Source organism: Pseudoalteromonas sp. Ps84H-4 (assembly GCF_024124645.1).
GTDB lineage: Bacteria > Pseudomonadota > Gammaproteobacteria > Enterobacterales > Alteromonadaceae > Pseudoalteromonas > Pseudoalteromonas lipolytica_C.
Genome location: NZ_JAMXSK010000046.1, coordinates 1 through 12,631, shown reverse-complemented (window position 1 = coordinate 12,631; position 12,631 = coordinate 1). Strand labels below are relative to the sequence as shown.

Sequence of the window (12,631 nt, the reverse complement as noted above, 5' to 3'; positions counted from 1 at the left end):
GCCAATATGATTGATGGTGTTTATATAAGATGGCAGAATATTGGAAGGTAACCCACCGCCACAGACCATATAATATAATACCTGTAGCGTTCTATGTTACTTTAGAGGGGAAAATCCCTAGAACCCCATTGAGCTTCATGGTACGTTCCCTGATGCCATCTGTAACAAAAATGTGCTGGGAAAGTAACATAATTTTAAAAAGAGTAAATACTCAGCTCTGTTGAAGAAATGAACTAAGGCGGTTAAATAAAAGGGTTGCTTAGAGTATTTATACTATATTTTTATATTAACTAAATGATAAATAAGAAAATAAAAATAAAAGATAAATTTTAAAAAATTAATATTTGGAGCAGGATTAATTGCTTGTAAAACAAGCAAATGATATGCAAGTGTATAAAATTAGAGTTAAAAAATAAAAACCACTCGAAAGTGGTTTTTATTTAATCAGAGCTTAGAAGCGATAGCCCATTTTTAAGCCGTAACCTAAAGCATGGTTATCTTCAAATTGTGCTACAGAGTTTCCTGTACCAAACATTGATGCAGGTTGAGCTTTAGCATCACCTAACCAGAAGTACTTCACACCACCAGCGATAAAGTAGTTTGCAGCAGGTGAGAATTGCAGACCTAGGCCAACATTCCAGTAACCTTCAGTTGGACCTAAAGTTGAAACAGGGTTGCCTGCACCTGAATCCCAACCTACAGAGACATTACCTGCCCATTTTTCATTAAATTTACGGCCTACACCTACAGTAGCTGACCATTGATCATCTGTATAACCCACTAAGTCAAAACCATTTGGATTATCTGGGGTTAAGCCTGCGGCACCTAAAGCTTCTGAAACTGTACCAAACTGTTCAGGACGAATTGAAAAATCTTCCCAGTTTACCCAGCGCACATTAGCAAAAGCGACTGTGTCAGCCATGATACCAGTTTGGAAATCAAGGTTTACAGATTGTGGAGTTGTAATTTTAGTAGTAGTGTTTTCGTTATATACCGCACCTGGCCCAGGAACTAAACCAGTTAAAATTAAGCTTGTACCATATTCATTCGTTGCTGCTTCATGATCAATTTCAGAACGATACGTTAAAGATGCTTTTAATGCGATTTCAGGAATTTGGTAAGCTAAACCTGCAATCCAGCCTACTGCAGAATCTTCTTTCACATCTGCATTATATTGGCCTAATGCAATAGTAGAACCGTATGCGGTACCACGTAATTGAACATTCCCTTTAACGGTCTGGTATACTGCACCACCATATAGGTTCCAGTTTTCAGTTGGTTGGAAACCTAATAGGAACGTTAAATTTTCGGTTGTAACTTCTACTTCAGTTGCTTCTTGGCCATCATGGAATAAGCCCTGTCCAGCAAATAATGCAGCTGGAAGTCCCAAGCCTGCTAATGCTGGGTTTGCTCCAGCATCACCAACTGAATAGGCTGCATCAGCACCAAAAGGTTGATCGTATAAAAGACCCACTGATAATTTATCAGCTACTTGAAACTTTAATGCTGCACTTGGGAAGTAATAATCTTCACCCATGTCTGATAGAGAGGTATTCTCAAGACCAGCTAATGCTGCAGGAATAGCAGCGTTAGGTGTATAACCTGCATTAGCTTTACCAGATACAGATGGGTCTAAAACAGAAATACCTGCTTCAAAATAGTTGCCAGGTTGTAGGAAGGCTGCAATAGATTGGCCTGAACGATCTAGTGCTGCTGCAAATGCGCCTGTCATAGGCACAGTTGCAAGAATCATTGCTGTGCTAAGTGCTTTTAATTTCATTATACATTTCCCTTGGGCTATAAAGTCTTTTATGACAGTTTTTGTTGATGCTTTAAGCTTTCATTTTGGATGATTTCGATTTGTGCAAACCGAGACCATTTGTTACTCCATGTGACAAAAATAGCACAATTAAAATAAGAGTAAATGCTCTAGAAAAAACTAATCAGTATAAAAAACACGCTGAATAGAGTATTTGTTCTAATTGGTGTAGGTTTTTGGCTTGTTAGTGATTGAAAATTAAAGAATAAAATTTAAAATCAATCTCTTGTTTGAATGTTTTTAATTGATTGAAATTTGATCGATTTTGGTAGTTAAAAATTTGAGGCTTATTTATGTGAAACTATAATTTTTGAGATTTAATTCATAATTTTAGAGACTCGCGTGCTCTTAAAAAATCAGGTGATTAGTGGGTTAAAAACAGAAGCAGCTATTTGGCTGCTCCTGATCTGTGTGATTTAAGCTGCATCTAGCCCCGTTGTGATCAGCTTGGCACCTGTAGCGGCCTGAATTTGTGCAAGGGTCACATCTTTGGCCAGTTCTACGAGTTTCAAACCCTGTTCAGCCACATCAATTACACCGAGATCACTAATAATTCGGTTGACGACACCTTGACCGGTCAGAGGCAGGCTACATTCGGAAAGCAGTTTTGGTCTGCCATCTTTGGCACAGTGTTCCATGAGCACCACGACTTTCTGTACCCCAACCACCAGATCCATGGCGCCGCCCATGCCTTTGACTTTTTTACCTGGAACCATCCAGTTAGCCAAATCGCCACGTTCAGACACTTCCATGGCACCTAAAATGGCAATGTTGACATGCCCACCACGAATCATGGCGAAGGACTCTGCGCTCGAGAAAAATGATGCCCCTGCTTGTGCGGTTACCGTCTGTTTCCCGGCATTAATCAGGTCGGGATCAACCGTGTCCTGAGTCGGAAACTCACCAATGCCCAGCAGGCCGTTTTCCGACTGTAGCCAGACGTTGATATGTTCTGGAATATAGTTGGCGACCAGGGTGGGCAGACCAATCCCTAAATTGACATAAAAGCCATCTTGCAGCTCAAGCGCAGCACGCTGGGCCATTTCATTTCGCGTCCATGCCAGAGTTTAAGACAAATTAACGCTATATACTATCCTCTGTGACAACTGGCTTTAAGGCTTGTTTCATGCGATTTAGGTCCAAAAACAGGAAGCAATTACGAAGTAAGTGTAGTCAAGATAAGAAAATAGGCTGATCATTGGGACTGAAAAATTCTCTCGATATGTGCAACATGATGCCTCAACACATGAGTGTTCAAGCTATATTGGCGGTGGAGCCGTTAAGCGCCAAAGTTGAAATCTCTCTGAATAACGTAATCGTCAGTTCTTATTTGTTTTGACTCAATCAGTGGCGGCGCTCTGCAAGAATTAGCGGTAATTGGTGAATCTTGCTTATCCAAATGCCAGAGTATCTTTTGGATGACGGCAGGCTCTGTAATGCATGCGATGATTTTGACATTCGCCTTTGTGCAAGCTTCGCAAATGGTAATGTCAATGTTGAATACACGTTTTAACCTCTGTGCCCATGACATGCTGCGCGCCTGGTAGGGCTTATCTGAATCTTTCAGATGCTCTGCTAAACGAGGGCTGTTCTTGCCGCGTTGTGAAGCAGTTACTTCTGCTCGTACATTGGCATTTGGCGCAAACACGCCATAAAACCGCGTCAGATTCAGTCTAGGCGGTGGTACCAAGGCAGCTAGCTTACTAATGAAGTCAATCGGCGAGAAGAATACGTGAGTCGTACCATTGCTGTAGGGTGTCTTGAGTTCGTATCTGACATTACCTGTCGTTGTGAGGCTTAAGCGTTTTTCGCTTATTGCAGGTCTTGCGATGTAACGACACAATCTTTCTAGTTTTTCTGGTTGATCTGCATCTGCGAAGACCCCTGCATGTAGGCTAAATCCAGCTATCTTTGCGAGTTGTCCTAAGTGATCAGGATCTTTTGCTGGCATGGTTTGCAAAGTAAACACTTTTTTACCAGTATCTGCACCAACTGCGATCCGGTAGCTGACCGAAGCAGCTTGCAGTGGTAACAAGCTGTCTTCATCGTTAATTGGCAAGTCCAGATAGGTATTGTCAATGTCGCGTTGAATTAGCCCTGCTTTTTCGAGATATTGTGCGATGCGCTGGCTGATGGTGTTTACCAACGCCTCCATATTGGAATGACTCGGCGCTTTGACTCGCTTAAATGTCATTTTTCCATGCTCTTGTGTGATGACACCTTCAAGGAACAGCATATGGAAATGTATATTTAAGTTAAGCGCACTACCAAAACGCTGAATGTAGGTGACTGCCCCTGTCTTAGCCTGCTTCTTCAAGTAGCCTGAACGATGGATGATGTCTGTGGAAATTGCGCGGTGAACGATTTGCAGGACGTTGCTGAGTTCTTTGGGGTATCTGGCGAGTAATAACCTTAGGGGAATAGGTAAGCTTAACACCCATTGCCTAACAGGGTAACCCTGCAATACATCATCAACCAGTAGTTTCGCACTCTCAGCCATCCTTCGAGCTCCGCAACTCGGGCAGAAACCTCTTCGCTTGCAACTGAAAGCTACAAGCTTCTCATGTTTGCAGTCATCACAGACTATGCGCAGAAATCCATGCTCAAGTCGACCACACTTAAGAAACTCTTCAAACTCTTTGATCACATGGTATGGTAATGCCTTTCCCTGAGATTGCATCATCTCGGCGAAGGCAGGGTAATGTTTCTCAACAAGTTGATAGAGCAATGTTTGCTCTGGACGATGGCGTTGATAGGTGTATTGCTCTGCAGCTAACATCAGCATCCTTGCTAATGTAAAAGTCTGTAGTGTACCTTGTTGGGCTGGTAAGTAAACTGACCAGAGTGACAGAAATTGGCAGTGGTTCGTGGTTATCTGAACGACCGGTATACGATCAGATAGCTAGTCTACAACGGAGGCTCCTCTAACGTCTGCTATACGTACAATGCAGCCCCTCATACTTTAGCTTCCAACCAACTGAGCCTTTTCATTGCCTTGGCAGAAAAGCTGATTTCCAACCTTAGAATGCAAATAGCCAAATAAAGGCGCGGTTTTTATTGTCGCGGCTACCAATCGGCTGGATAAACTTGATGAAGCATTATTACGTTCAGGAAGGCTTGATCTTCATGTCCATGTTCCTTTCCTGGATAAAAATGCCCGGCGCTGGTTTATCGAAAAGTTCTTGCAGTACGACGTTTACGAAGAGGCTATAGATGTTGATTTAATCGTATCACTAACGGCTGGTATGAGCGGTGCAGATTTAGAGAAGGTTCATCGGGAGACAGTGCTTCAGACTTTGAGTAAGAGTACCGGCAAAATTTGTCAAAGCACGTTAGTGGAAGAAATTAATATTCTTAAATATGGCGCTAAACGAACACTTGATAAGTGTGCATATTCCGGCCGGATCTGAACCCGATTCCGGAAACACTTGAACACCTATTCTGGAATTATTTGAACACTGATTCCGGATTTATTTAGTACACTTTTGGGCTGATTTCCGGAATCGGTGTTCAAGTACACCGGAATCATTTCAACGCATTGAAATCACTATTAATTTGATAACTTAACCACTGACTTTTCGTTGGCGAGTGAGGGTTAGGTTTGAAAAGGATTACAATGCGTAAAATCAGAGAGGTTTTAAGGCTGCATTTCTCGGCGGGATTGAGTATCCGCGAGATTCATCGCAGCACCAAAGTCAGTGTCGGCAGCATTCAAACGCTGCTCAGCAAAGCCAAGGTCATGAACCTATCCTGGCCGCTGCCAGATGAACTGGATGATGCTCAGCTAGCCCGGCGCTTTTATCCGCAAGCCGATACCCGCCATGCCAAGCGATTCCAAGAGCCGGACTGGGCAGACTTGCGTAAGCAATTAAGCCGTAAAGGCGTGACCAAATTGCTGCTGTGGGAAGAATACACCCAGCAATACCCCAATCGCTGTTACAGTTACTCCCAGTTCTGCGACCGTTATCTGCACTGGCTGAAGAAACAGCGCCGTTCGATGCGCCAGCATCACCGGGCGGGTGAAGTATTGTTCGTGGACTATGCGGGGCAAACCATGCCTGTCGTGAATCCACAAACAGGCGAAATCCGACACGCGCAAATCTTCGTCGCGGCCATGGGCGCGAGCAGTTATTACTACGCTGAAGCGACCTGGACACAGGGCTTACAAGACTGGCTGGGCAGCCATGTGCGGGCGTTTGAGTATCTCGGTGGTGTACCCACCATGGTGGTACCGGATAACTTAAAAAGTGCGGTGACCAAAGCCTGTAAAAGCGACCCGGATATCAACCCAGCCTATCAGCAACTAGCGGCTCATTATGATACGGCCATCGTGCCTGCCAGACCGTACAAACTTAAAAAGTGCGGTGACCAAAGCCTGTAAAAGCGACCCGGATATCAACCCAGCCTATCAGCAACTAGCGGCTCATTATGATACGGCCATCGTGCCTGCCAGACCGTACAAACCCAAAGATAAAGCCAAGGCCGAAGTGGGTGTGCAAATCATCGAACGATGGATATTAGCCCGGCTTCGCCATCACACCTTCTTCTCATTACATGAGTTAAACCAGTGCATCAACGCCTTGCTGACGGAGGTAAACAACAAGCCCTTCAAACAAATGTCAGGCACACGTCAGCAGTGGTTCGACGAACTGGATAAGCCCGCCTTAAAACAGCTACCGCGCCATGCCTATGAATACACCGACATCCGCCAGACATGGGCCTTACCGGTTTTGGACGCTGCGGATTCAATCACGTCCGGGTAGATGGTGCCCTGGGCCAGCCAGTTCACATCCTTGATCTTCGCGGCTTCAGCATCGAACACATCAATAAAGGTATTACCGATGATCTTGCGCTTCTGCTCGGGATCGTTCACGCCCTTGAGCTTGGACAGGAACAGATCTTCGGCATCGGCACGGATAACCTTCACGCCCATGTTGCTGGCGAACATGTCCATCACCTGGTCGCCTTCGTGCAGGCGCAGCAGGCCATTATCCACGAACACGCAGGTCAGCTGGTCACCAATGGCTTTGTGCAGCAGCGCGGCGGTGACCGAGGAATCAACGCCACCGGACAGGCCCAGCAGTACCTTGTCGGAACCCACCTGCTCGCGAATCTGACGAACGGCGTCGTCCACGATCTTGGCCGGGGTCCACAAGGCCTCACAACCGGCGATGGTCAGGACAAAGTGCTCGAGGATGCGCTTGCCCTGCAGGGTGTGAGTGACTTCCGGCAGCAGATGGTCGGTTACGGTACTTACGAGCAGGCGGTGGATACCCTGGCTCAGGCAATCTCTGGCCCCGGTTTCGTGGCCGGGGAGCGGTTCTCCGCCGCCGATGTGTACGTGGGCTCGCACGTGATGTGGGGGATGCAGTTTGGTTCACTGCCCAACCGCGCGGAGTTTGAGGCCTACGCCGAGCGTCTGGCTGGGCGGCCGGCTCTGGCCCGGGCACAGGCCATCGACGACGAGCTGGCGCCGATGACCTGAGCGTTCAGGGCGTGACGATGTTGAACGCGCCGTCGGGCTTGTCGAGCATGCTGAAGAAGCCAATCAGATCCAGCTTACTGCCTTCAACACTCAGGTCATCGCTGAACAGCAGTTCCTTGAGCCCGGCTTCACCGATCAGCAACGCCACAAACAGCGGTCGGGTGAGGTTGAGGGCAGCATCGGCTTCGGCGTCGTGCGCGGCACGCCGGTGGCGCAGCACCGAGTTTTCCAGCAGCAACAGGTAGCTTTCATCCAGGTCGGTGAAGGTGATTCGGAGCGACAGGGTTTCACCGTCCGCCGCCTCCGGGATCAGGCGCACCGCCATGCTGTCGAAAAAACGCTCGACCGGGGTCTTCAGTAGCAACTCCTTCATGATCGCCGGATTGAGCCCCTGCTCGGGGCCGCCGTGCCGGAGTTCGTAAGCGCCGGTCAGGTACGCATCCCGCCAGGGACCGGATTCGGCCAGGTAACCCAGTTGATCGTAGACCTTCGCCAGCAAGGCTTTGGCCGCCGGGTGGTCCGGCGCTGCGAACACCGCGTGATTGAGCAGTTCGGCCAGCCAGCGATAGTGCCGGTGTGCGGCCTCGGCGTCCATGTCGGCGGCGGCCGCAAAGTCTGCCTCGGCGGTCGCCAGTACCCGCTCAATGCCGCCCATCATCTCGACGTAACGCCGCGCCGCGTCGGCTTCCGGAAGTGGATGGAGCCGGGCGGGATTGCCGGTGTACCAGCCCATGTAATACTGATACACCGCCTTGGCGTTGTGGGCCACGGTGCCGTAGTAGCCCTGATTGTCGAAGTCCTGGTTCAGGGCCTCGGGCAGTTTCAGCTGATCGGCGATCTCGTTGGGCGTCAGGCCCCGGTTCATCAGCCGCACGCTCTGGTCGTGGATGAACTTGTAGGTGTCGCGCTGTCGGGCCAGAAAGTCCTGAATGTGGTCCCGGCCCCAGAGCGGCCAGTGGTGGCTGGCGAAGTACACTTCCGCGTCGGCAAACCGGGTCCGGGCCTCCTCGATAAATCCGCTCCAGATACGGGCGTCGCGGACCTTGGCGCCGCGCAGGGTGTACAGGTTGTGAAGGGTGCTACTGACCAGTTCGGCGCCGCAGAACGCCTTGTGTTCGGGCAGGTAGAAAGTGAATTCCGCCGGTGCTTCGGAACCGGAGACGATCTGGAATTCGAAGGCAACGCCGTCGATGGTCAGCCGGGTGCCGGTCTGGTGAATCAGGTCGGTGGGCTCGGCAAAGCCGAAGGTGCCGAAGGCCGGGCCTTTGCCCAGGCCGGTGCCAACATGGCCCCGCGCGTCCCGGCTCAGTGGCCGGCCATACATGTACATGGCGCGGCGACTCATGGCCGGGCCAGCGATGATGTTCTCGCTGGTGGCTTCCTCTTCAAAACCCGCCGGCGCCACGATCCGCAGTGACTGTCGCTCGGCGTCACTCAGGTGCTCAAGCACGCCCTGCACGCCTCCGAAGTGGTCGATGTGGCTGTGGGTGAACAGGATGGCCGTCACCGGTTTTTCCCCCAGATGCTGGCGGGCGAACAGGAACGCTTTGCTGGCGGTCTCCTTTGCCGTCAGGGGGTCGACCAGAATCCAGCCGGTGTCGCCTTCAATGATGGTCATGTTGGACAGATCGTAACCACGGATCTGGTATAGCCCCTTGGTGACTTCGAACAGACCGTGAATATTGTTCAGTGCCGCCTGGCGCCAGAGGCTGGGGTTCACCGAAGCGGGCGCGTTCTGGCCATCGGCATCGACAAAATCGTACGCCGGCATATCCCAGATGCGGCTGCCATCGGGGCGCTGAATCACCAGATTCGGATCGCGGGCGATCAGGCCCCGGCGGGCATGGTCGAAGTCGCTGCGGTTGCCAAACGGGCGTTGGTTCAGAATCTCACTGTTGCCGTGGGCGGTGCTTGCCGTCGGCGGTATGTGGCCGTTGGTATTGGCGCCGGCGGCTTGGGGCGGCGGGGTGTCGCAGCCGGTCAGGAACAAGCCGGCGGCGAGCGCCAGCATGGCGAGGTGGTGACGGCGGCAGTGGTGTTGGGGGCGCATGGTTGTCCTTGTGGTTGTCGTGGGTTAGCCCGGATTTCTCACCAGGATATAAACAAAAACGGCTGAAAGAGTATAAGAAATATTAACGCTATGTACTACCCACTGTGTCAGCTGTATTTACCAGTAGGCATTGCATTATTTTCTAAATTAGCGATTTTCATTTTCACATTCCTTTATAAAAAGCGGATCAAAATTAATCCAAAACCAGACTATCTATAAGAAATTACTGTGTCAATAGTGAAAAAATAAATAAGTAAATTTAGGGAGTATAAGAAATATTAACGCTATGTACTACCCACTGTGTCAGCTGTATTTAAGGCCAGTTGCACGTGTGTCAAATGGGTACTTTTCAGGAATCAGTGAAGTAGTTGTCATCAAGATAGACGCAATATAACTGGTCTTTGGTACTGAAATCCGCAATGAGATATGTGAAAGCCCTTACCTCAACATGTTGCATGTTCAAGTGATGGTCTGTTTTTTGTGCTTCATGCGCCAAAATCGAAGTCGCGTTGAATGATGTAGTCACTGAATGAGGCTGTGGCTGGTGGAGCTCGAAGTGGCGGCATTAGAGAATCGTTTTTTGCTTCAAGAAGAGTCTGCTTGTCAAGGTGCGCCAAAATCTTATGGATAACAGCCGGATCCGTAATACAAGTAATAATTTTGACGTTGGTTTTTTCACAAGCCTCACAGACTGTGATGTCAATATTGAATACTCTTTTTAACCTTTGTGCCCACGACATGCTTCGCGCATGGTATGGTTTATCTGAATCTTTCAGATGCTCTGCTAAGCGAGGGCTATTCTTACCGCGTTGTGAAGCCGTTACCTCGGCACGCACCTTAGCATTGGGAGCAAACACGCCATAAAACCTCGTAAGGTTTAGCCTCGGCACTGGCACCAGTGCCGCGAGCTTGCCTATGAAATCCAAGGGAGTAAAAAAGACATGTGTGGTACCGTCTTGATAGGGAGTTTTCAGTTGATATCTTACTTTTCCTGAATCGGTTAGACTCAATCGTTGCTCGCTTAACGCTGGCCTTGAGATATATCTGCATAGCCTTTCCAGTTTGTCAGTTTGATGGCTGTCTGCAAACACCCCAGCGTGTAAGCTAAAACCGTTTATTTGAGCTAATTGACCGTAATGTTGTTCGTCTTTGGCAGGTAAGGTTTGCAAGGCAAAGACTTTTTTGCCTGTATCTGGTCCTACAGCAATGCGGTAATTGACAGAGGCTGCTTGCAAGGGCAGTAAACTATCTTCGTCATCCATGGGTAAATCGAGAAATGTGTTGTCCATATCCCGTTGAACGAGCCCGGCCTTCTCCAAGTAGGTCGCGATGCGATGGCTAATGACATTCACGAGGGTTTCCATATCATTGTGGTTTGGTGCTTTAACGCACTTGAATTTGGACTGTCCACACTCCTGAGTGATAACGCCTTCCAAAAAGAGCATGTGAAAGTGAATATTGAGATTCAGTGCACTACCAAATCGCTGAATGTAAGTCACCGCTCCTGTGTTTGCTTGCTTCTTAAGATACCCAGCCCGATGCACAATATCGCAAGAAATAGCACGATGAATGATTTGCATGATTTTACTTAAGTGTTTGGGATACCTAGCTAGAAGTAGACGAAGCGGGATGGGTAAACTCAATACCCATTGGCGTACAGGGTAACCGTGAAGAACATCTTCAACTAACAACTTGGCACTTTCTGCCATCCTTCTTGCACCGCAACTTGGGCAAAATCCCCTGCGTTTGCAGCTGAACGCCAGCAGTTTCTCATGCTTGCAGTCGTCACAAACTACACGCAAAAAACCATGCTCAAGCCGACCACACCTAAGAAACTCTTCAAACTCTTTTACCACATGAAGTGGTAACGACTTCCCTTTTTGTGAAAGCTGCTTCTGAAATTCTGGGTAGTGGCGTTCGACCAATTGATACAGTAACGTCTGCTCTGGACGATGTCGTTTATAGGTATGAGAGTGAGTTACTAGCAATGGCGCCTTTATCTTGAATTGGCATCACAGTGTGTATATGATTTTAATGTAAATCTACTGATCAATAGGGTGGGAAATTTATAGTCTCAAGGTCCGAAAAACGTACATAGCTGCCTGTCAGATGGAGTCAAAACCGACTCATCGAAACTGTGAGATCAGATATGGTCAGTAATACCTGCTGTCGTTGACTCCTTTTTGCCATGCACCATGGCGGGAACCAATTTTTGCTTCTTATACACGCTGTAGAATATTACCGCGCCTATATGAAGTGCGATAACGTAAAGTAGCACATCAAAGGCAAGGTGATGCAGAGTGTTCATTAGCGCTAGTGTTTCTTCTCCGGCTAATTGGCGATAGGGACCGTCTAAGAAAATATCATCGGTCATGAACAATCCCGATACCGCTTGTATGGCTAGCAAGCTGTGTTATAGGTTGTGTTTATGTCTATAACCCCCACCCTATTTTAAACAGCGCAGATGTAACCGTGTTTAGCGATGCGCTTTTACATTCGATAAGACGTCGACCATTTGTGCTTGTAACAGGAGGACACCATGTCAACATACAAAGCAATTACACTCGTTAATCGCCCCCATGACAGAAAAATTGGGCCACATTTATTTGAAAGCAAAGAGCTCGAAATTCCCACGCCTAAAGACGGTCAAATTTTGATAAAGCAAACTCACATGTCTTTAGACCCTGCGATGTTAGGTTGGATGAGTGAAGACAGAGAGAGTTATATTCCACCTGTGGAGCTTGGCGATGTAATGCGCTCAAGCGGTGTGGGCGAAGTGGTTGAGTCTAACAACCCTAATTTTTCGGTAGGCGACAAAGTTATGGGAATGACTGGCTGGAGTGAATATGTGCTCAGTGACGGTTCTGGTTTTAACAAACTTCAGCCTGGCATTACTGAGGAAATGGCCCTTTGTGTTTTTGCACTACCAGGCCTAACGGCCACAACAGGTTTATATAACTTTGGCGAGCCCAAAGAAGGTGAGACACTTATTGTTACGGGTGCAGCAGGTTCTGTAGGCTCAATTGTAGGTCAGCTTGCTAAAGCAGACGGGCTGCGTGTAATTGGCGTAGTAGGAAGCGAAGACAAAGCCGATTGGATTGTTAACGAGCTTGGGTTTGATGGCGCTATAAACTACAAAACTGACAATTTGGGGTTCTAGGGATTTTCCCCTCTAAAAAGACATAATCCTCTGTAGACCACACCAATAAATGGCTGCGGAGGTGGTTTACTTTCAGCTTGGAGCCTAATCATCCACTATCGGCCTTGTTATTTCGCC

8 protein-coding genes and 4 pseudogenes are annotated in these 12,631 nt (G+C 48.2%); 5 read left to right on the top strand and 7 right to left on the bottom strand.

Going from position 1 to position 12,631, the window contains the following annotated elements:
- Positions 1–451 precede the first annotated feature (451 nt).
- The 3 genes from NH454_RS21525 to NH454_RS21515 form a co-directional block, all read right to left on the bottom strand.
- Positions 452–1,780 carry a transporter gene (locus NH454_RS21525; RefSeq protein ID WP_235374268.1) on the bottom strand — a complete coding sequence of 443 codons (1,329 nt, stop codon included), beginning with the start codon at positions 1,778–1,780 and terminating at the stop codon, positions 452–454.
- Between the two features lie 455 nt (positions 1,781–2,235).
- Positions 2,236–2,883 (bottom strand): 3-oxoacid CoA-transferase subunit B, encoded by a 648-nt coding sequence (locus NH454_RS21520; RefSeq protein ID WP_235374271.1) that lies wholly within the window; start codon positions 2,881–2,883, stop codon positions 2,236–2,238.
- A gap of 215 nt (positions 2,884–3,098) precedes the next feature.
- Positions 3,099–4,598 (bottom strand): IS91 family transposase, encoded by a 1,500-nt coding sequence (locus NH454_RS21515; protein ID WP_235374267.1) that lies wholly within the window; start codon positions 4,596–4,598, stop codon positions 3,099–3,101.
- Between the two features lie 277 nt (positions 4,599–4,875).
- Here NH454_RS21515 and NH454_RS22395 point away from each other — a divergent pair.
- The 3 genes and pseudogenes from NH454_RS22395 to istA form a co-directional block, all read left to right on the top strand.
- A pseudogene (locus tag NH454_RS22395) lies at positions 4,876–4,947 on the top strand (AAA family ATPase); the annotation flags it as partial.
- 54 nt (positions 4,948–5,001) lie between these two features.
- Positions 5,002–5,229 (top strand): hypothetical protein, encoded by a 228-nt coding sequence (locus NH454_RS21510; protein WP_253040198.1) that lies wholly within the window; start codon positions 5,002–5,004, stop codon positions 5,227–5,229.
- A 206-nt stretch (positions 5,230–5,435) separates the two neighbouring features.
- Positions 5,436–6,170: pseudogene (gene istA / locus NH454_RS21505) on the top strand (IS21 family transposase); the annotation flags it as partial.
- A 360-nt stretch (positions 6,171–6,530) separates the two neighbouring features.
- Here the strand turns inward: istA and NH454_RS21500 are convergent.
- Positions 6,531–7,049: pseudogene (locus NH454_RS21500) on the bottom strand (GMP synthase (glutamine-hydrolyzing)); the annotation flags it as partial.
- Between NH454_RS21500 and NH454_RS21495 the strand changes: the two are divergent.
- Complete coding sequence (locus NH454_RS21495; RefSeq protein ID WP_235374272.1) at positions 7,005–7,304, top strand: hypothetical protein; 300 nt, start codon at positions 7,005–7,007, stop codon at positions 7,302–7,304. The pseudogene NH454_RS21500 and the gene NH454_RS21495 overlap by 45 nt on opposite strands.
- A 4-nt stretch (positions 7,305–7,308) precedes the next feature.
- On the opposite strand, the gene NH454_RS21490 is transcribed toward NH454_RS21495, so the two are convergent.
- From NH454_RS21490 to NH454_RS21480, 3 genes are all read right to left on the bottom strand, one after another.
- Positions 7,309–9,354: an alkyl sulfatase dimerization domain-containing protein gene (locus tag NH454_RS21490; RefSeq protein ID WP_235374266.1), complete on the bottom strand. Its 2,046-nt coding sequence runs from the start codon at positions 9,352–9,354 to the stop codon at positions 7,309–7,311.
- A gap of 485 nt (positions 9,355–9,839) precedes the next feature.
- Positions 9,840–11,342, bottom strand: coding sequence for a transposase (locus NH454_RS21485; protein ID WP_081334059.1), 1,503 nt, complete (start codon positions 11,340–11,342; stop codon positions 9,840–9,842).
- Positions 11,343–11,497: 155 nt separating this feature from the next.
- Entirely contained in the window at positions 11,498–11,761 is a 264-nt protein-coding gene (locus NH454_RS21480) for a cytochrome b/b6 domain-containing protein (RefSeq protein ID WP_268841537.1), read from the bottom strand.
- A 132-nt stretch (positions 11,762–11,893) separates the two neighbouring features.
- On the opposite strand from NH454_RS21480, the pseudogene NH454_RS21475 reads away from it, so the two are divergent.
- Positions 11,894–12,505 (top strand): annotated as a pseudogene (locus tag NH454_RS21475) (NADP-dependent oxidoreductase); the annotation flags it as partial.
- Positions 12,506–12,631 lie beyond the last annotated feature (126 nt).